The organism is Micromonospora sp. NPDC047527, from assembly GCF_040643015.1.
Lineage (GTDB): Bacteria > Actinomycetota > Actinomycetes > Mycobacteriales > Micromonosporaceae > Micromonospora.
Map to the genome: position 1 here is coordinate 33,484 of NZ_JBEYTK010000010.1, position 18,087 is coordinate 51,570.

Annotated in this window: 19 protein-coding genes; 14 read left to right on the top strand and 5 right to left on the bottom strand. The window is 72.3% G+C overall.

Features of this window, described 5'->3' with window-relative positions; all coding sequences use genetic code 11:
• Positions 1-23 precede the first annotated feature (23 nt).
• The 5 genes from ABZ808_RS27910 (at position 24) to ABZ808_RS27930 (ending at position 2,675) form a co-directional block, all read left to right on the top strand.
• A complete protein-coding gene (locus tag ABZ808_RS27910; protein WP_357012092.1) occupies positions 24-320 on the top strand; it encodes a DUF503 domain-containing protein in 297 nt (98 codons plus the stop codon).
• Between the two features lie 125 nt (positions 321-445).
• The gene (rbfA, locus tag ABZ808_RS27915; protein ID WP_357012094.1) at positions 446-931 is read left to right on the top strand and encodes a 30S ribosome-binding factor RbfA; all 486 of its coding nucleotides are present in this window, start codon (positions 446-448) and stop codon (positions 929-931) included.
• Positions 928-1,986: a bifunctional oligoribonuclease/PAP phosphatase NrnA gene (locus ABZ808_RS27920; protein WP_357012096.1), complete on the top strand. Its 1,059-nt coding sequence runs from the start codon at positions 928-930 to the stop codon at positions 1,984-1,986. The genes rbfA and ABZ808_RS27920 overlap by 4 nt, the downstream gene beginning before the upstream one ends.
• Positions 1,987-2,058: 72 nt before the next feature.
• Positions 2,059-2,466: a hypothetical protein gene (locus ABZ808_RS27925; RefSeq protein ID WP_357012098.1), complete on the top strand. Its 408-nt coding sequence runs from the start codon at positions 2,059-2,061 to the stop codon at positions 2,464-2,466.
• Complete coding sequence (locus ABZ808_RS27930; protein WP_357012100.1) at positions 2,466-2,675, top strand: DUF6186 family protein; 210 nt, start codon at positions 2,466-2,468, stop codon at positions 2,673-2,675. The genes ABZ808_RS27925 and ABZ808_RS27930 overlap by 1 nt, the downstream gene beginning before the upstream one ends.
• Before the next feature lie 585 nt (positions 2,676-3,260).
• Here the strand turns inward: ABZ808_RS27930 and ABZ808_RS27935 are convergent.
• A complete protein-coding gene (locus ABZ808_RS27935; protein WP_357012104.1) occupies positions 3,261-4,010 on the bottom strand; it encodes a hypothetical protein in 750 nt (249 codons plus the stop codon).
• 395 nt (positions 4,011-4,405) lie between these two features.
• Here ABZ808_RS27935 and ABZ808_RS27940 point away from each other — a divergent pair, with 395 nt between their 5' ends.
• The 7 genes from ABZ808_RS27940 (at position 4,406) to dapB (ending at position 13,097) form a co-directional block, all read left to right on the top strand.
• A complete protein-coding gene (locus ABZ808_RS27940; RefSeq protein ID WP_357012107.1) occupies positions 4,406-5,746 on the top strand; it encodes an MATE family efflux transporter in 1,341 nt (446 codons plus the stop codon).
• 31 nt (positions 5,747-5,777) lie between these two features.
• Positions 5,778-6,662: a tRNA pseudouridine(55) synthase TruB gene (truB, locus tag ABZ808_RS27945; protein WP_357012110.1), complete on the top strand. Its 885-nt coding sequence runs from the start codon at positions 5,778-5,780 to the stop codon at positions 6,660-6,662.
• 76 nt (positions 6,663-6,738) lie between these two features.
• Positions 6,739-7,668 (top strand): bifunctional riboflavin kinase/FAD synthetase, encoded by a 930-nt coding sequence (locus tag ABZ808_RS27950; protein WP_357012112.1) that lies wholly within the window; start codon positions 6,739-6,741, stop codon positions 7,666-7,668.
• 201 nt (positions 7,669-7,869) lie between these two features.
• Positions 7,870-8,139 (top strand): 30S ribosomal protein S15, encoded by a 270-nt coding sequence (gene rpsO, locus ABZ808_RS27955; protein ID WP_030337594.1) that lies wholly within the window; start codon positions 7,870-7,872, stop codon positions 8,137-8,139.
• A gap of 226 nt (positions 8,140-8,365) precedes the next feature.
• Complete coding sequence (locus ABZ808_RS27960) at positions 8,366-10,762, top strand: polyribonucleotide nucleotidyltransferase (RefSeq protein ID WP_357012115.1); 2,397 nt, start codon at positions 8,366-8,368, stop codon at positions 10,760-10,762.
• Positions 10,763-10,809: 47 nt separating this feature from the next.
• A complete protein-coding gene (locus tag ABZ808_RS27965; RefSeq protein WP_357012117.1) occupies positions 10,810-12,207 on the top strand; it encodes a pitrilysin family protein in 1,398 nt (465 codons plus the stop codon).
• Positions 12,208-12,323: 116 nt separating this feature from the next.
• Positions 12,324-13,097, top strand: coding sequence for a 4-hydroxy-tetrahydrodipicolinate reductase (gene dapB, locus ABZ808_RS27970; protein ID WP_357012120.1), 774 nt, complete (start codon positions 12,324-12,326; stop codon positions 13,095-13,097).
• A gap of 11 nt (positions 13,098-13,108) precedes the next feature.
• Here dapB and ABZ808_RS27975 read toward each other — a convergent pair whose 3' ends face one another.
• Genes ABZ808_RS27975 through ABZ808_RS27985 form a run of 3 tightly spaced genes read right to left on the bottom strand, consistent with a single transcriptional unit; the run spans position 13,109 to position 14,989 of the window.
• Positions 13,109-13,351, bottom strand: coding sequence for a VOC family protein (locus ABZ808_RS27975; protein ID WP_357012122.1), 243 nt, complete (start codon positions 13,349-13,351; stop codon positions 13,109-13,111).
• 9 nt (positions 13,352-13,360) lie between these two features.
• Complete coding sequence (locus tag ABZ808_RS27980) at positions 13,361-14,338, bottom strand: sigma-70 family RNA polymerase sigma factor (protein ID WP_357012124.1); 978 nt, start codon at positions 14,336-14,338, stop codon at positions 13,361-13,363.
• Positions 14,339-14,398: 60 nt separating this feature from the next.
• Positions 14,399-14,989 (bottom strand): GNAT family N-acetyltransferase, encoded by a 591-nt coding sequence (locus tag ABZ808_RS27985; protein ID WP_357012127.1) that lies wholly within the window; start codon positions 14,987-14,989, stop codon positions 14,399-14,401.
• 35 nt (positions 14,990-15,024) lie between these two features.
• Between ABZ808_RS27985 and ABZ808_RS27990 the strand changes: the two genes are divergently transcribed.
• Entirely contained in the window at positions 15,025-16,299 is a 1,275-nt protein-coding gene (locus ABZ808_RS27990; protein ID WP_357012130.1) for a glycosyltransferase 87 family protein, read from the top strand.
• On the opposite strand, the gene ABZ808_RS27995 is transcribed toward ABZ808_RS27990, so the two are convergent.
• A complete protein-coding gene (locus tag ABZ808_RS27995) occupies positions 16,198-16,749 on the bottom strand; it encodes a GNAT family N-acetyltransferase (protein ID WP_357012132.1) in 552 nt (183 codons plus the stop codon). The genes ABZ808_RS27990 and ABZ808_RS27995 overlap by 102 nt on opposite strands.
• Before the next feature lie 79 nt (positions 16,750-16,828).
• On the opposite strand from ABZ808_RS27995, the gene ABZ808_RS28000 reads away from it, so the two are divergent.
• Positions 16,829-18,058 (top strand): crosslink repair DNA glycosylase YcaQ family protein, encoded by a 1,230-nt coding sequence (locus ABZ808_RS28000; RefSeq protein WP_357012134.1) that lies wholly within the window; start codon positions 16,829-16,831, stop codon positions 18,056-18,058.
• The last annotated feature ends 29 nt before the right edge of the window (positions 18,059-18,087 follow it).

Sequence of the window (18,087 nt, forward strand, 5' to 3'; positions counted from 1 at the left end):
GGTTACCGGTATCGTCCGGGGCGATGTTCACCGGAACCGCGGTCTTCGACCTGCTGCTGCCGGGCGACTCCCGGTCGCTCAAAGCCAAGAGATCATATGTACGGCCGATCGTGGCGGCACTGCGCCGCTTCGAGGTTTCGGCCGCCGAGGTGGGTGCGCTCGACCTGCACGGTCGGGCGCAGATAGCGGTGGCCGTGGTGGCCGCCGAGGCGGTGCACGTCCGCGAGGTGCTCGGCTCCTGCGAGCACCTGGTGGCCGCTCGCCCGGAGGTAGAGCTGCTGTCGGTCCGGCGCCGGCTGTACGGCGTGGACGACGACTGACCAGGGTGCCGACGGTGCCGGGCGACCGGTGCGGGCCACGAAGGTAGTGTTCGAGATGTTGGCCGGTCGGCCGGCGGCCCCACGGTCGTCGGCGGCCGGGAGCAGGACGCCGTGGAGGTGGCGAGATGTCTGATCCGGCCAAGGTACGCCGGCACGCGGAACGGGTGCGCGAGCTGGTCGCGTCGGTGGTGCGGAGCCAGATCAAGGACCCGCGGCTCGGCATGATCACCATCACCGACGCCCGGATCACCGCGGATCTGCGCGACGCGACGGTCTTCTACACGGTGCTCGGTGACGCGGTGGCCCAGGCGGACACGGCGGCGGCGCTGGAGAGCGCCAAGGGGATGCTGCGCAGCACCGTCGGCAAGGCCCTCGGGCTGCGGCACTCGCCGACGCTCACCTTCGTCCTCGACGACGTGCAGGACCAGGTCAAGCACATCGACGACCTGCTCGCCGCCGCCCGTAACGCCGACGCCGAGGTGCAGCGCCTCGCCGCCCAGGCGAAGTACGCGGGCGAGGCGCAGCCGTACCGGGTCGACGACGAGGACGACGACGAGGCTGACGAGGCCGACGAGGTCGCGGACAACCCCCGGGGTGGGGAAGCGCGGTGACCGGCAGCGCCGGCACCCAGCTCGCCACCGCGATCGGCGCCGGCCCCGCCGAGGCGGACTGGGCGGCGGCCGAGGCGCTGATCCGTGCCCTCCCGCCGACCGGCCGGGTGCTGCTGATCTGTCACATCAACCCGGACGGCGACGCGCTGGGCAGCATGCTCGGCTTCGGTCTGGGTCTGCGCCGGTTCGGCGTACACCTGTTGCAGGCGACCTTTCCCGGGCCGCCGGAGGTGCCCGAGCCGTTCCGGGGTCTGCCCGGCCTGGATCTGCTGGTCCCGGCGAGCGCCGCGGACCCGGATCCGGATCTGGTGATCTGCTTCGACGCGGCGAGCGAGTCGCGCCTCGGCGAGCTGGCCGGGCGGCTGTCGGCGGCGGGTTCGTCGCTGGTGCTCGACCATCACGCCTCCAACCCCGGCTTCGGCACGGTCAACCTGATCGACGCCAGGGCCGCGGCGACGTCGGTGGTCGCCGAGCAGTTGTTGGCCCGGCTCGGCGTACCGCTGGACCGGGCCGTCGCCGAGTGCCTGTACGTGGCGCTGACCACGGACACCGGCTCGTTCCGGTTCGAGGCGACGACCCCGGCGGTGCACCAGTTGGCCGCCCGCCTGCTGGCGACCGGCATCTCGCCCGGGGACATCTCCCGGCGGGTCTTCGACACCCGGCCCTTCGGGGCGGTCCGGCTCTTCGGCGAGGTGCTCGGCAGGGCCCGGCTGGAGCCGGCGGCGGCCGACGGGCGGGGGCTGGTGTGGACCTTCGCCACCCTGGACGACCTGGCCCGCCACGAGCAGCGGCCGTACGTGCTGGAGGCGCTGATCGACTCGGTGCGCTGCACCGCTGAGGCGGACGTGAGCTGCGTGCTGAAGGAGACCGCATCCGGCGACTGGGCCGTGTCGATGCGCAGCAAGGGCGCGGTCGACGTCAGCCGGGTGGCGGTCGCGCTGGGCGGGGGCGGGCACCGCTTCGCGGCCGGGTTCACCGGCCGGGGCTCCGTCGAGCAGGTGGTCGAGGCGATCCGCGGCGAGCTGGGCGCGGCCCTGATCGACACCGCCGCCTGACTGCGAAGATCAGGGTCAGCTCCGGGGGGTGTTGGTCTTCCGACACTCCGTATGACCGGGAAGAATTGCGGGATGGAACAGCCGCACGACCTCACCATGGAGGCCCCCCGAGTCTGGGACCGGCCTGCCGTCTCCGTCCCGGTTCTCGTCTGCCTGTCGCTCGTCGGTGGGCGGTTCGCGTCGTTCTCGACCGAGGCCAATCTTTACACGCTCGGCACCGGCGGGGTGCTGATCTGGCTCGGTCTGAGCAACCGCGTGCCGCGCCGGCCGGCGCCGCGCCGGTTGGGTGCGGGAGCGGCCTGGTGGGCGTTGCCGGTGGTGGTCTTCGGCGTCTTCGAGGGCGCTACCTTCGTCATGGCCGTCGGTGACGACTTTCCCACCTTCTCCCGGCTGGCCGACCCGCTGCTGGAGGACAGTCTGACCCGTTCGGCAGCCTGGTTCGCCTGGCTGGCGGCGTTCTGGGGGCTGGTGCGGCGATGATGCGGGCGTTCGCTATCGGTGGTTTCCTCGTCTCGCTGGTGCTCTTCGCCGTGGTCGAGTGGCTGGCCCGGCGGGAGGGTTCCCGGATCCCCACCCTGGGTGAGGTCTGCGCGTACGTGATGCGCTACGAGGTCGGCCCGGTGCCGGTGGGCCGTATCGGTCTGTTCGGTTTCTGGTGGTGGCTAGGGTGGCACTTCCTGGCCCGCTGAACCGGGTCGGCGGGTGCCCAGATGATGGGAACCGTAAGCAGCATGTGGACCTGAACGATAACTTGGGAGGCGACCGGCAGCGCGCTGCGGTGCAGGTCGTGGGTGGTGGTGCCACACCTCGCGCTGCCTTCCTCCAGGGTCGCACCGACCCGGGCTCACGCTGCCCAGCCGGCTGCTCCGGTAACCCCGGACCGCCGTGGGGCGCGCAGTAAGACCGCCCGTGAGGGCTGCCGTTGTCGGCGGCTCGCACCCTGGAAGGAGCGCCACCATGCCGAAGAAGTCCAAGCCGGAAACCACCGACGACGCCCGCGAGCAGGCTCGCCGCGCACTCCAGACCTCGATGGACACGCGTCAGTGACCCGAGGCACCAGGCGGTGACGCTGTCGACGCGACACGTCGACAGCGTCACCACCTGGCCGGTTTGATGTCCCAACCCGGTTGCCGCTCATGATCGGCGCCGTCCTCAGCAACTCCGCCGAGGTGACTGTCCCCTCGGGCCAGAAGCGCTGACCCGCCCGATGACCGGCCGAAAAGACGGCCGGGGCGGCCGGTCTCCCGCCCTCCCCGGCCGCCCGCAGAAGCCGCTCAGGACAGGAACTTGTCCAGGGCGGCCTCGATGGTTCCGGAGTCCGGCGCCGCGTACGCCTTCATCGTGGACTTGTCGTACGAGATGATGCTCGGGCACCGGTTCGCCGGGCCGGTCACGGTGCCGCCGTCGCCGATCTTCTCGGCAGTCTTGGCCGCGTAGAAGGTCAGGGTGTAGCGCGACGAGACGTAGTCGACGGTGACCTGCTTCTGGGCGCTGTCCTTGTACTGGCACTTCTTCGGCGTGCCCTGGCTGCCTTCCTCGAACTTCAGGCAGCCGACCACCGACACCTTCTCGTACTCATCGCTCTTGGCGTAGTAGGGCTTGCTCGAGCCGACGAACTTCGACGACCAGAACGTCGGCCGGTCAGGGTTGTTCGAGAACGTGTACGCCTTGGCGCCGGCCGGTCCGCTGTAGGGGGCCGCGTTCAGGATCTGGCTGCCCTCGCAGACGTTCGACAGGTCGCTGGAGAAGCGGGCCGTCATCGAGTTGTTGTCGTTCGGCTGGTCCGACTGGGCGGGCGTGGGGGAGGCCGCCGCGTCCGGCGTGCTGCCCGTGTCGGTGCCGGGGGTGGGGTTCGGGCCTGCGGATGCGGTCGCCCCGGGCTCGTCGTCGTCAAAGGCGAGCACGAGCCCGACGCCGGCGCCGCAGATGGCGAGCACGAGGACCACCGCGCCGGCGACGAGCCCGATGATCAGGCCCTTGTTCGACTTCTTCGGCGGCGGAACGGGGGCTCCGTACGGGGGCATCGGGGCTCCGTACTGTGGCGCCGGGGCTCCATACTGTGGCGCCGGGGCTCCATACTGTGGCGCCGGGGCGCCGTACTGCGGTGCCGCCGGTGGCTGCTCGTAGGGGGGGTAGCCGCCCTGCTGCGGGGCTGGCGGCCCGCTCCAGGGTGTGACGTTGGGGTCTGGCTGCTGCCCTTCGTACGGGGGGTAACCGTTGCTCACTGTAAGCCCTATCGGTGTCAAAAATGTGAACCACATGCGTGGGAGTCCCGATCAGGGTAGTGACCGCCGCAAGTGGGTGCCCTGGCAGGCGACTTCGGCAGGCTGGCCCTCCTCGCTGTTCCCATTGACTGAGAGATTTGTAAGCGCCCACTGCTCTTGTACTCCTTACAGTGGTCGTGCCAGGATCGGCGGCGATGAGCCAACAAGCCACCACCGGCACCCCGACGGCCACCAACGGGCCAGCCTCGCCGCGCCGGATCGCCGCACTCGCACTGCCGGCCCTCGTCGTGCTCGCCGCCGAGCCGCTCTACGTGCTCGTCGACACCGCCGTGGTCGGGCACCTCGGCCGGGTGCCGCTCGCCGCGCTCGCCGTCGGCGGCACCGTGATGACGCTCACCGCGTGGGTCGGCACCGTGGTCGCCTACGGCACCACCGGCCGTTCGGCCCGCCGCTTCGGCGCCGGCGACCGGGCGGCGGCCGTGGCCGAGGGCGTCCAGTCGTCCTGGCTGGCGCTCGGCGTCGGGCTGCTGATCGCGGTCGGCATGCAGTTCGGCGGGGGCGCACTCGCGCGTACCCTCGCCGGCGGTGGTGGCGAGGTGGCCGACGCCGCCGCGCACTGGCTGCGGATCGCGGCCCTGGGCGCTCCCGGCCTGCTGCTCGCCGCCGCCGGCAACGGCTGGCTGCGCGGTGTGCAGGACACTCGCCGCCCGCTGATCTTCGTGCTCGGGCCCAACCTGCTCTCCGCGCTGCTCTGCCCGCTGCTGGTCTACCCCGTCGGGCTGGGCCTGATCGGATCGGCGATCGCCAACGTCGTCGCGCAGACGCTCTGCGGGGTGCTCTTCGCGGTGGCACTGGTCTCCGAGCGGGTGTCGCTGCGCCCCCGGCCCCGAGTGATCCGCCAGCAGTTGGTGCTCAGCCGGGACCTGCTGATCCGGGGCGTGGCGTTCCAGGCCAGCTTCCTCTCGGCGACCGCGGTCGCCGCCCGCTTCGGCGCCGCCGCCGTCGGCGCGCACCAGATCGCCCTGCAACTCTGGTTCTTCACCGCGCTGGTGCTCGACGCGCTGGCCATCGCCGCGCAGTCCCTGGTCGGTGCCGCGCTCGGCGCCGACGACGACGCGGGCGCGCGGGCGCTGGCCCGCCGGATCGGGCTGCTCGGCGGCATCTGCGGCGTCGCGTTCGCGCTGCTCATCGCCGCCGGCGCCGGCGTCGTACCGTCGTGGTTCAGCTCCGATGCGCAGGTACGCGAGCAGGCCATGGTGGCCTGGCCGTGGTTCGTCGGGATGCTGCCGCTGGCCGGGGTGGTGTTCGCCCTCGACGGCGTGCTGATCGGCGCTGGCGACGTGCGGTACCTGCGCAACCTCACCATCGTGGCGACGCTCGGCGGCTTCCTGCCGGCCATCTGGCTGGCCTACGGGCTCGATCTCGGGCTGGGCGGCATCTGGGCCGGGCTCACCCTGTCCGTGGTGATCCGCCTGGTCGCTCTGCTGCTGCGAATGCGCGACGGCCGTTGGGCGGTGGTCGGGGCCGTCCGCTGACCGACGCCTGCGTCTGGCAGGCTTGGCCGACGTGAGCACCGATGGTCTGATCGTGGTCGACAAGCCCGGCGGCATGACGTCGCACGACGTGGTGGCGCGGATCCGCCGGCTGGCGAAGACCCGGCGGGTCGGGCACGGCGGCACCCTCGACCCGATGGCCACCGGTGTGCTGATCATCGGCGTCGGCCGGGCCACCCGGCTGCTGACCTACGTGATCGGCGCCGGCAAGAGCTACACCGGCACCATCCGGCTCGGCCAGGCCACCGTCACCGACGACGCCGAGGGTGACGTGATCGCCACCACGCCGGCCGGCCAGGTCACCGACGACGCGATCCGGTCGGCGCTGGCAGCACTGGCGGGCGAGGTCGACCAGGTGCCGAGCGCCGTCAGCGCCATCAAGATCGACGGGCAGCGGGCGTACAAGCGGGTCCGTGACGGGGAGAGCGTCGAGCTGCCCGCGCGGCGGGTCACCATCTCCCGGCTGGAGGTGCTGGCGATCCGCCGCACCGAGCCGGACGTCGTGGACGTTGACGTCGACGTGACCTGCTCGTCGGGGACGTACATCCGGGCCATCGCCCGGGACGCGGGCCTGGCGCTCTCCGTCGGTGGGCATCTCACCGCGCTGCGCCGCACCGCGGTGGGCGGCTTCACCCTCGCCGAGGCGGCGACCCTCGACGAGCTGGAGCAGCGCTCCCCGGACGTGGTGAACCTGCCGCTGGACGCGGCGGCCGACCGGTTCTTCCCCCGGCGGGAGGCGACGCCCGACGAGGCGCGGGTGCTCGCCCACGGCGGGCCGCTGGACCCGGCCGGCCTCACCGGCCCGTACGCCGTGTTCGGACCGACCGGCGGCCTGATCGCTATCGTCAGCGAGCGGGACGGGCGAGCCCGCGCGGAGATCGTGCTCGCCCCGGCCTGAGACCGGGAGGCAGGTTCGCCGGCCCCGGTCGGCGGTGTCGACCCGCCGGACGGCGGGACAGCAGGGGAGGAACGGCATGCAGCGGTGGCGGGGGTACGACGCGGCGCCCGGTGGTTGGGGGCGCTCGGTCGTCACCATCGGTGTCTTCGACGGCGTGCACAAGGGGCACCAGGCGACGATCGGGCACGCCGTGGCGCGGGCCCGGGAGTTGGGCGTGCAGTCGGTGGTCGTCACGTTCGACCCGCACCCGGCCGAGGTGGTCCGGCCCGGCTCCCACCCGGCGGTGCTCACCGAACCGGCCCGCAAGGCGGAGTTGGTCGAGGCGCTCGGCGTGGACGTGCTCTGCGTGGTGCCGTTCACCGCGGAGTTCTCCCGGCTGCCGGCCGAGCAGTTCGTGCACGACATCCTGGTCGAGCACCTGCACGCGGCGCTGGTGGTGGTGGGCAGCAACTTCCGTTTCGGGCACCGGGCGGCCGGCGACGTGGCACTGCTGGAGCGGCTGGGGCAGACCTTCGGCTTCGGGGTGGAGGGCGGCCCGCTGGTCGCCCAGGACGGCACGGTCTTCTCCTCCACGTACATCCGCTCCTGCGTCGACGCGGGTGACGTGGGCGCCGCGGCGGCCGCGCTGGGCCGCCCGCATCGGGTGGAGGGCGTGGTGGTGCGCGGCGACCAGCGCGGCCGGGTGCTGGGCTTCCCCACGGCGAACCTGCTCTGCCACCGGTACGCGGCGGTGCCCGCCGACGGGGTGTACGCCGCCCGGATGATCCGCCGAGGGCAGCACGAGCCGCTGATGGCGGCGGTGTCGGTGGGCACCAACCCGACCTTCTCTGGCCGGGAGCGGCGGGTGGAGGCGTACGCGCTGGACTTCGACGGCGACCTCTACGGTGAGCGGCTGGCGCTGGACTTCGTGGCACACCTGCGCGGTCAGGTCCGGTACGACTCGGTCGAACCGTTGATCGCCCAGATCGAACAGGACGTCGCACGCACTCGGCGCGCTCTGAGCTGATCGTCGCGGGGGATCGCGCCGCTCCTGCCGAGCCCTTCACCGGGCGCTTCCGCTGGTTGCTGGTAGTCTTGCCCGGACGTCGGGTGACCGGCGTGGGGCCTCGCGTGCCTGCACGACGCCGCGGGTGCGAGGTACCGGTCCGTTCCCGGTTCATCGGGACGACGGACACCTACTTGATCAACCCATCGAAACAGGGAGAACATGGCGCTCGACCAGGAAGCCAAGGCCAGCATCCGCGCGGAGTACGCGACCGCCGAGGGCGACACCGGTTCGCCGGAGGTCCAGGTCGCGGTCCTCACCAAGCGGATCGCCGAGCTGACCGAGCACCTGAAGGTGCACAAGCACGACCACCACAGCCGCCGTGGGCTGCTGCTGCTGGTCGGCCGTCGCCGTCGGCTGCTCAACTACGTCCAGAAGAAGGACATTGCCCGCTACCGGTCGCTCATCGAGCGGCTCGGCCTGCGCCGGTGACGTGACGGGGGAGTGGCCGACCGGCCGCTCCCCCGTACCGCGTCCCACCTGAACAAACACGGGCCGCGCGACCACCCGAGAGGGAGCCGGTCAGCGTACCGGTCTCCGGTAGTGGCCCCCGGGAACCCGGCATCATGCCGGCCACCCGGGCGCTTCGATCGAAGACCGGCCGGCTGAGCAGCTCCCCGATGTCGTGGGCCCACGACGCGAAGGAGCACGACAGCACATGACCGAGACCAAACTCGGCACCGAATCCCGCACCGCCGTGATCGACAACGGGTCCTTCGGCACCCGTGAGATCACCTTCTCCACCGGCCGGCTGGCTCGCCAGGCCGCCGGTTCCGTCATCGCCCAGCTGGGCGAGACGGTGGTTCTCTCCGCCACGACCGCCGGTAAGCACCCGAAGGAGCAGTTCGACTTCTTCCCGCTGACCGTCGACGTCGAGGAGCGGATGTACGCCGCGGGCCGCATCCCCGGCTCGTTCTTCCGCCGTGAGGGTCGGCCCAGCGAGGACGCGATCCTCACCTGCCGGCTGATCGACCGGCCGCTGCGCCCGTCGTTCGTCAAGGGCCTGCGCAACGAGGTCCAGGTCGTCGAGACCATCCTCGCGCTCGACCCGCAGCACCCGTACGACGTCGTGGCGATCAACGCCGCCTCGATGTCGACCAAGCTCTCCGGCCTGCCGTTCTCCGGCCCGATCGGTGCCACCCGGGTCGCGCACATCGACGGCCAGTGGGTCGCCTTCCCGACCCTGGAGGAGCTGGCTCGCGCCACCTTCGACATGGTCGTGGCGGGCCGCACGCTGGAGGACGGCGACGTCGCGATCATGATGGTCGAGGCCGAGGCCACGCCGAACGCCGTCGCCCTGATCTCGGCCGGTGCCACCGCCCCGACCGAGGAGGTCGTGGCCAGTGGCCTGGAGGCCGCGAAGCCGGCGATCCGTGAGCTGTGCCGCGCGCAGAGCGAGCTGGCCGAGGTCGCCGCCAAGCCGGTCACCGAGTTCCCGGTGTTCCTGGACTACCAGGACGACGTGTACGACGCCGTCTCCGAGCTGGCCCGCGGCGAGGTCGCCGAGGCGATCACCATCGCCGGCAAGGCCGACCGCGAGGAGGCCCTGGACCGGGTCAAGGCCCGGGTCGCCGAGGAGTTGGGCGCTCGGTTCGAGGGTCGGGAGAAGGAGCTCAGCGCCGCCTTCCGGTCGCTGACCAAGTCCGAGGTGCGCAACCGCGTGCTGCGCGAGCAGGTCCGCATGGACGGGCGTGGCCCGCGCGACATCCGGGCGCTGACCGCCGAGGTCGGCGTGCTGCCCCGGGTGCACGGTTCGGCGCTGTTCGAGCGGGGCGAGACCCAGATCCTGGGCGTCACCACGCTGAACATGCTCCGCATGGAGCAGATGGTGGACACGCTGTCCCCCGAGAACCGCAAGCGCTACATGCACAACTACAACTTCCCGCCGTACTCGACCGGTGAGACCGGCCGGGTCGGCTCGCCGAAGCGGCGCGAGATCGGCCACGGCGCGCTCGCCGAGCGGGCACTGATCCCGGTGCTGCCGTCGCGCGAGGAGTTCCCGTACGCCATCCGGCAGGTCTCCGAGGCGCTCGGCTCCAACGGCTCCACCTCGATGGGTTCGGTCTGCGCGTCGACGCTGGGCCTGCTCTCCGCGGGTGTGCCGCTGAAGGCGCCGGTCGCCGGCATCGCGATGGGGCTCATCTCCGACGAGGTGGACGGCAAGACCCAGTACGTGACGCTGACCGACATCCTCGGTGCCGAGGACGCGTTCGGTGACATGGACTTCAAGGTCGCCGGCACGCCGGAGTTCGTCACCGCGCTCCAGCTCGACACCAAGCTCAACGGCATCCCGTCGGACGTGCTGGCCGCCGCGCTGCAGCAGGCCAACGAGGCCCGGCAGATCATCCTCGGCGTGATGAAGGCGGCGATCGAGGCTCCGGCCGAGATGTCCGACTACGCGCCGCGGGTCACCACCGTCAAGATCCCGGTGGACAAGATCGGCATGGTGATCGGCCCGAAGGGGCAGACCATCAACGCGATCCAGGACGAGACCGGCGCCGAGATCTCCATCGAGGACGACGGCACGATCTACGTCGGCGCCACCAACGGCCCGTCGGCCCAGGCGGCCGTCGACCGGATCAACGGGATCGCCAACCCGACGCTGCCGAAGCAGGGCGAGCGGTTCCTCGGCACGGTGGTCAAGACCGCCGCGTTCGGCGCGTTCATCTCGCTGCTGCCGGGCCGCGACGGTCTGCTGCACATCTCCAAGGTGGGCGACGGCAAGCGGGTCGAGCGTGTTGAGGACTTCCTCAACGTCGGCGACCGGGTCGAGGTCGAGATCGCGGACATCGACGCCCGCGGCAAGATCTACCTGGACAAGGTCCGCCCGGAGGGCGCCGAGGCGCCGGCCGCTGGCGAGGCCGCCGGTGGCGACCGGCCGGCCAGCCGTGACCGGGGCGACCGTGGTCCGCGTGACCGGGGCGACCGCGAGCGTGGCGGCGACCGGGGCGGCCGTGGCCCGGAGCGCGGTGACCGTGGCGAGGGTGGCGGCAACGGCGGCGGCGAGGGTGGCGAGGGCGGCGAGCGTCCGCGCCGCCGGACCCGGCACAGCTGACCTCCGCACATCGCATCACCCACCCCTCGTCGAACCGGGAGCACCACGTGAGTCGGGCCTTCAGTGCGCCGTTTCCACCGGATCGACGGGGGGTGGCCCCGTCTCGGGACACCGGGGCGGGCCGCTCCGGCGGCACCGCTCGGGCGGTGACCCGGACGCTCAGCGACGACCCGCTGGGCGGCACGGTACGTCGTACCGTGCTGCCCAGCGGCCTTCGTGTGCTCACCGAGGCGATTCCCGCGATGCGCAGCGTCTCCTTCGGGATCTGGGTGGCGGTGGGCTCGCGGGACGAGACCCGTCCCCAGGCCGGTGCCGCGCACTTCCTGGAGCACCTGCTCTTCAAGGGCACCCACAAGCGCACCGCGCTGGAGATCTCGTCGCAGATCGAGGCGGTGGGTGGCGAGACCAACGCCTTCACGACGAAGGAATACACCTGCTACTACGCCCGCGTGCTGGACGAGGACCTGCCGCTGGCGATCGACGTGATGTGCGACCTGGTCGCCGACTCGCTGCTGGAGCCGGCCGACGTGGAGACCGAGCGTGGCGTGATCCTGGAGGAGATCGCCATGCACGACGACGAGCCCGGTGACGAGGTGCACGACCTCTTCGCCCGCGCCGTCTACGGCGACCACCCGCTGGGCCGGCTGATCTCCGGCACCGAGGCGACCGTCACGCCGATGACCCGCCGGCAGATCCAGAGCTTCTACCGGGGGCGGTACACGGCGCCGCAGATCGTCATCGCCGCCGCCGGCAACCTCGACCACGCCACGGTGGTCAAGCTGGTCCGCCAGGCGATACGCGGCACCCCGCTGGACAGCGACCCGGCGGCCCCGGCGTCGCACCGCGCGGCCACCCCGACGGTACGCACCAAGCCGGCCACCACGCTTGTCGAGCCGAAGGAGACCGAGCAGGCGCACGTCATCCTCGGCTGCCCCGGCATCGACCGCATCGACGATCGGCGCTTCGCCCTCGGGGTGCTCAACAACGTGCTCGGCGGTGGCATGTCCAGCCGCCTGTTCCAGGAGATCCGCGAGCAGCGCGGCCTGGCGTACTCGGTCTACTCCTACGCCAGCCAGTACGCCGACAGTGGCCTGTTCGCCGTCTACGCCGGCTGCGCGCCGGGCAAGGTGGACGAGGTGCTCGCCCTGACCCGCGCCGAGTTGGCCCGGGTCGCCGCCGACGGGTTGACCGAGGCCGAGGTGGCCCGGGGCAAGGGGATGAGCAAGGGCTCGTTCGTGCTCGGCCTGGAGGACACCGGTTCCCGGATGAGCCGCCTGGCCAAGGGTGAGCTGCTCTACGGCGACCTGATGCCGGTGGACGAGCTGCTCCGTCGGGTCGACGAGGTCACCGTGGCGGACGTCAACGCGCTCGCCGCGGAACTGCTGAGCCGACCGATGTCGCTGGCCGTGGTCGGCCCGTTCGGCAAGGGCGACTTCTCCGCCTGAGGGTTGTCGCCGCCGCGTGAGCGCGTGATGGCGCTGTCGGGCAGGCGTGCTCCCGGATGGTGGGTGTGGACCCCGTCCGGCGGGAGGCGCACGTCCCGATTGGTAGGTTGTGGCGCGTGACGGACGCGCAGGAGAGAAACCCGAACGAGCCGCTGCGAGTCGGTGTGCTCGGCGCTCGGGGCCGGATGGGCATCGAGGTCTGCAAGGCGGTCGACACCGCCGACGATCTTGACCTGGTGGCAGCTGTCGACCAGGGTGACGACCTGTCCGCGGTCTCGGCCGCCGGCGCCGAGGTGGTCGTCGACTTCACCACGCCGGACGTCGTCATGGACAACCTGCGGTGGTGTGTCGAGCACGGCATCAGCGCGGTGGTCGGCACCACCGGCTTCACCGAGCAGCGCCTGGAACAGGTGCGCGGCTGGCTGGCCGGCAAGCCCGGCGTCAACGCCGTGATCGCACCCAACTTCGGCATCGGCGCGGTGCTGATGATGCAGTTCGCGGCGCGGGCCGCCCGGCACTTCGAGTCCGTCGAGATCATCGAGCAGCACCACCCGCGCAAGCTGGACGCGCCGAGTGGCACCGCCACGCACACCGCCCGGCAGATCGCCCAGGCCCGGGCCGCCGCCGGCCTCGGCCCGGTGCCGGACGCCACCCGGGACGAGGTGCCGGGCGCGCGGGGCGCCGACATCGACGGGGTACGCGTGCACGCCGTCCGTGCCACCGGCCTCGTCGCCCACCAGGAGGTGCTCTTCGGCACCACCGGCGAGACGCTGACCATCCGGCACGACTCGTACGACCGGGTGTCCTTCATGCCCGGTGTGCTGCTGGCCGTCCGCGCGGTGCGCAACCACCCCGGCCTCACCGTCGGCTTGGACGCCCTGCTCGACTGATCGCGCCCCGGTTACTGCTCCAGGACGGACAGGATGTTGCCGGCCGGGTCGGTGAACCAGGCGATCGCGGGCCCCTGCCCACGCATGATCCCCTTGTCGTCCTGCGGCATCCCGTCGTAGCGGGCGAAGCGCACCCCGCGCGTGGTCAGCTCGTCGACCGCCCGGTCCACGTCGTCGACCGGGAAGTTGAGCACCGTGTAGGTCGCTGGCGTGTGGTCGGCCTTCGGGTGGACCAGGGCCGGCGCCGAACTCATCGGTGGTGGTCAGGGCAGCCGGTCGGGCAGGCCGAAGCGGGCGAAGATCGCCGGATCCAACATGGACGTGACCCGCGTGATCCGGCCGCCGGCGACCTCGATGAACTGAATGGCGAACGGTAGGTGCCCACCGGCCGGGTCGGGCCGGTACTGGGCGAACGCCGGCCCGCCGTTGGCCGACACCGACAGGAGCCGGGAGCCACGGCAGCCCGCCCCCGGGCCGACCATCCAGCGACCGATGTCGGCCGCGCCGCGCAGCCACATCCGGTACGGCGGCATGCTCTGGATGGCGTCGGCGCGCAGCAGACCCACGAGGGCGTCGATGTCGTAGCGCTCGAAGACCCGCACGTAGCGGGCCAGCAGATCGCGTTGCTCCTCGTCCAACACAGGCGTGCTCGCCGCGTCGGCCGTTGCCACCCGGTCGGCCAGCGTCGCGCGGGCACGTTGCAGCGCACTGTTGACGGCCGGCACGCTGCTGTCGAGCAGGCCAGCGACCTCGTCGGCGTGCCACCGCAGCACGTCGCGCAGGATCAGCACCACGCGCTGGCGGGCCGGCAGGTGCTGGAGCGCGGCGACGAACGCCAACCGTACCGAATCCCGTAGCAGCGCCAGCTCCGCTGGATCCGCCGTCGGCAGCACCGCCGCGTCCGGTGCCGGCCCCACCCAGCCGGCCTCCGGATCACCCAGGGCCGCCGCCACCGGCGGTGACGGGTCGCCGAAGTCCGTCGGCAGGGCGCGCCGGTTGCGGCCGCGCAGATGGTCCAGGCAGACGTTCGTGGCGATGCGGTAGAGCCAGGTGCGCGGGCTGGACCGGCCGTCGAAGCCCTCCCACCCACGCCAGGCGCGCAGCAGGGTCTCCTGCACCGCGTCCTCGGCGTCGAACAGCGAGCCGAGCATCCGGTAGCAGTAGCCGGTCAGCTCGACCCGGTGCTCCTCCAGCCGGCCGTCGTCTGTCGGCGCCGTCACTGACGCGCTCGCTGCCCTCATGAGCCCGACCGTAGGCGAACGGTCCGACATCGGGCCGGTAGATCCGGCGGGCGCGCCGCGTCAGTCGGCGGGCTGGTCGTCCTCCCGCTCGGCCGGGACGCCGACGTGCAGGCGTACCTGCGGCACCAGCATGTCCTCGACGTCCAGCGCGCGGGCCGCGCCGTCGGCCTCCCACCCGGTGCTGGCGAGGAACTTGCGGGTCGCCTCGTCACCCTCGAACGCCCAGGCCACCGCCCGGCTCAGACCGTCCTCCCGCCACAGGTCGACGGAGGCGGCGAGCAGCCGGCTGCCGTGCCCACGTCGACCCCAGCGCGGCTCGACCAGCAGGTCGGTCACCGCCGCCACGTCCGGGCCCAGCGCCTCTTCCGGCTCGCCCGGAGCCAGCGCCTCGGCGTCGGCCGGGCCGGAGGCGGCGAAACCCACCAGATACGATTGCTCGGCCTGTTCGACGGCGACCAGCACCCGGTGCGCGGCCGAGGGCGGCTCCAGCACCGCGGCGCTCCACCGCCGGGCGAGGAACGCCTCGTCCAGGTTGTCGAGGACGTGCCGAGGCAGGATCCGACGGTACGCGACCCGCCAGGTCGCGAGTTGAATGCGTGCGATCTCGCCGGCGTCCTCGGGACGCGCCGGGCGGACGTACCCGAGAGCCATGGGACGGAAGCCTACGCAGGGCCAGGGAGGCGACGGTGGCGCAGGGTGCCAACAGGACGACCGCGCAGGTCGTGGGCGTGGTCGTGCTCGCCGCGGCGGTCACCGCGTTCCTCGCTGTGGCGGCCGTACGGCACGGCTTCTTCGACCTGAAGGTCTACTACGGCGCGTTGACCTGGTGGGTGCACGACGGCGGGGAGATCTACGACTACCTCAAACCGGGCACCCAGTACGGCTTCACCTATCCGCCGTTCGCCGCGCTGGTCATGCTGCCGATGGCGTACCTGCCGTGGACGGCGGCGATCGTGGTGAGCGTGCTGGCCAGCGTGGTCACCACGACGGTGCTGATCTGGTGGCTGGTCGACCCGATCGCCCGTCGGGCCGGGTGGACCCGCTGGTTCGCCCTGGCCGTGGCGCTCTGCCTGGCCGCCGCCTTCGAACCGATGCGGGAGACGGTCAACTTCGGTCAGGTCAACACCCTGCTGCTCTTCCTGGTGGCGGTGGACCTGCTGCGGCTGCTGCCGGCCGGCAACCGGTGGGCGGGTGTGGGCGTCGGCCTGGCCACCGCGATCAAGCTGACCCCGGGCATCTTCATCGTCTATCTGCTGGTCACCGGGCGGTGGCGGGCCGCGCTGACCGCCAGCGGCGTGGCCGCCGGTGTCACCCTGCTGGCCGGGGCGCTCTTCCCGGACGCGTCGCGGGAGTTCTGGACCGAGGCGCTGTGGAACACCGGCCGGGTCGGCGAACTGGCCTTCGTCTCCAACCAGTCGCTGCGCGGGGTGGTCGCCCGGCTCGACCCGCAGCACCCGAGCACCCTGCTCTGGCTGCTGCTGGTGCTCGCCACCCTGGCGCTCTGGGCCTGGCGGTCCCGGGCCGCCGTCGCGGCCGGCGACGAGGCGACCGGTCTGGCGCTGACCGGCGCGGTGATGTGCCTGGTCAGCCCCGTCACCTGGGTGCACCACCTGGTCTGGTTGCTGCCCGCGCTGATCCTGCTGGTCGACAACGCGATGGCCGCGCCGGCCGGCCGCCGTCGGCTGGTCCTGCTGGCCGCCGCGACCATCGGGTACGCGCTGCTGATCAGCCGTACCGTGTGGTTCTGGGAGAAGGACTTCACCGGCGTCGACGGCTTCCTGGGCAGCAACGCGTACGTCTGGATCAGCCTCGCGCTGCTGGCCTTCCTGCCGATCCGCCGGTGGCTGACCCCGCACGGGTCAGTCGTCGAGGCGTCCGGCGTACCGCAGCTCGGCCAACCCGACCGGCCCGCGCCCGCCGGCGAGCGGCACCTGATAGGTCGCCTGCTCACCGTCCGGTGACAATCCGGCCCGCTCGCAGAACCGGCGTGCCCGCACGTTGTCCGCCAGCACCCACAGCCGGTATCCGGTCCAGCCCTGCTCGCCGAGCCCGGCCTGGGCGGCGGCGAACAGCGCGGCGGCTGTCCCGTCACCCCAGAACGCCGGCTCGACGTAGAGCGCCAGCACCTCGCCGACGGCCGGGTCCAGGTCGTCCCGGTCCTGGTTGCGGCGGTACGGCCCGAACGTGGTGAAGCCGATGACCAGGCCGTCCACCTCGCCGAGCAGAGTGGTGAACGGGTGCTCCGGGTCGGCGGTGCCGACGTCACGGCGGCGCTGTGCCCAGGCCGCCACGTTGAGCCGTCCCAGCACCTCGTCCGGCATGAACCCGGCGTAACCCGCCTGCCAGCCGTGCACGTGCACCCGGGCGACCGCGTCGGCGTCGTCCGGCTCCTCCCGGCGGATCGTCAGCATTGCACCGTTCTATGCCCCGTGATGGTCGGAGTCCAGCTTCCCGCACCGGCGTCGTACCCATGATTTAAGGTCGCCGACGATGACCGCACCGGAATCACTCTCGCTCGCCCAGGCCCGGCGGGTGGCTCTCGCCGCCCAGGGCTTCGCCGACCCGGCACCGGCCGGCGTGCCCACCCGCCGGCACCTGCGCCGGGTCCTCGACCGGGTCGGGCTGATCCAGATGGACTCGGTAAACGTGCTGCAACGCGCGCACTACCTGCCGCTCTACAGCCGGCTCGGCCCGTACCCGACCACGCTGCTCGACCAGGCCGCCTACCGCCGACCCCGCGAGCTGTTCGAATACTGGGGCCATGAGGCGTCGCTGGTCCCGGTCGGGCTGCACCCGCTGCTGCGCTGGCGCATGGCCCGCGCGCACAGCGAGTCCTGGGGCGGCATGCGGCGCATCGCCGAGGAGCAGCCGGAGCTGGTCGCCTGGGTGCGCGACGAGGTGGCTGCCCGTGGTCCCTTGACCGCGGCCGAGATCGAGCACGACGCGCCCCGGGAGACCGGCAACTGGGGGTGGAACTGGTCGGCGGTGAAGCGGGCGCTGGAGTTCCTGTTCTGGGCCGGCGAGGTGACGGCCGCCGAGCGCAGCACCTCCTTCGCCCGCCGCTACGACCTGCCCGAGCGGGTGCTCCCGCCGGCCGTGCTGGCCGAGCCCACCCCGACCGACGCCGAGGCGTACCGCAGCCTGGTGGCCCTCGCCGCGCGGTCGCTCGGGGTGGCCGCCGAGCCGGAGCTGCGCGACTACTTCCGACTGCCGCTGGCCGGTGCCCGCCAGGCCATCGCGGAGCTGGTCGAGGCCGGTGAGCTGGTGCCGGTCAGCGTGGCGGGCTGGCGCCAGCCCGCCTGGCTGCACGCGTCCGCCCGACTGCCCCGGTGGGTTCGAGGCAACACGCTGGTCAGCCCGTTCGACCCGCTGATCTGGGAGCGGGCCCGCACCGAACGGCTCTTCGACTTCACCTACCGCATCGAGATCTATGTGCCGGCGCCGCAGCGGGTCTACGGCTACTACGTGCTGCCGTTTCTGCAGGGCGACAGGTTCACCGCCCGGGTCGACCTGAAGGCCGACCGCAAGGCCGGGGTGCTGCTGGTGCCGGCCGCGTGGGTCGAGCCCGGGGCCGACCCGGGGGAGACCGCCGTCGCCCTCGCGGCCGAGCTGTACCGGCTCGCCGGCTGGCTGGGGCTGAGCGCGGTGGCACCGCCCACCGCCGGTGACCTGGCCGGCCCGCTCACCGCCGCGTTGGCCGGCGTGTCCGGTGTACCGTGAGCGCGTGACGAGCGCTCCCGGACCGGTCG

Bases quoted from the DNA above. Each gene is read 5' to 3' on its own strand.
- ABZ808_RS27930 (WP_357012100.1), top strand. From the start codon at position 2,466: ATGCGGGCGTTCGCTATCGGTGGTTTCCTCGTCTCGCTGGTGCTCTTC.
- ABZ808_RS27940 (WP_357012107.1), top strand. From the start codon at position 4,406: ATGAGCCAACAAGCCACCACCGGCACCCCGACGGCCACCAACGGGCCA.
- rbfA (WP_357012094.1), top strand. From the start codon at position 446: ATGTCTGATCCGGCCAAGGTACGCCGGCACGCGGAACGGGTGCGCGAG.
- ABZ808_RS27935 (WP_357012104.1), bottom strand. From the start codon at position 4,010: ATGCCCCCGTACGGAGCCCCCGTTCCGCCGCCGAAGAAGTCGAACAAG.
- ABZ808_RS27980 (WP_357012124.1), bottom strand. From the start codon at position 14,338: ATGAGGGCAGCGAGCGCGTCAGTGACGGCGCCGACAGACGACGGCCGG.
- ABZ808_RS28000 (WP_357012134.1), top strand. From the start codon at position 16,829: ATGACCGCACCGGAATCACTCTCGCTCGCCCAGGCCCGGCGGGTGGCT.
- rpsO (WP_030337594.1), top strand. From the start codon at position 7,870: ATGGCGCTCGACCAGGAAGCCAAGGCCAGCATCCGCGCGGAGTACGCG.
- ABZ808_RS27950 (WP_357012112.1), top strand. From the start codon at position 6,739: ATGCAGCGGTGGCGGGGGTACGACGCGGCGCCCGGTGGTTGGGGGCGC.
- ABZ808_RS27985 (WP_357012127.1), bottom strand. From the start codon at position 14,989: ATGGCTCTCGGGTACGTCCGCCCGGCGCGTCCCGAGGACGCCGGCGAG.
- ABZ808_RS27910 (WP_357012092.1), top strand. From the start codon at position 24: ATGTTCACCGGAACCGCGGTCTTCGACCTGCTGCTGCCGGGCGACTCC.
- ABZ808_RS27975 (WP_357012122.1), bottom strand. From the start codon at position 13,351: ATGAGTTCGGCGCCGGCCCTGGTCCACCCGAAGGCCGACCACACGCCA.
- ABZ808_RS27995 (WP_357012132.1), bottom strand. From the start codon at position 16,749: ATGCTGACGATCCGCCGGGAGGAGCCGGACGACGCCGACGCGGTCGCC.
- ABZ808_RS27960 (WP_357012115.1), top strand. From the start codon at position 8,366: ATGACCGAGACCAAACTCGGCACCGAATCCCGCACCGCCGTGATCGAC.
- ABZ808_RS27925 (WP_357012098.1), top strand. From the start codon at position 2,059: ATGGAACAGCCGCACGACCTCACCATGGAGGCCCCCCGAGTCTGGGAC.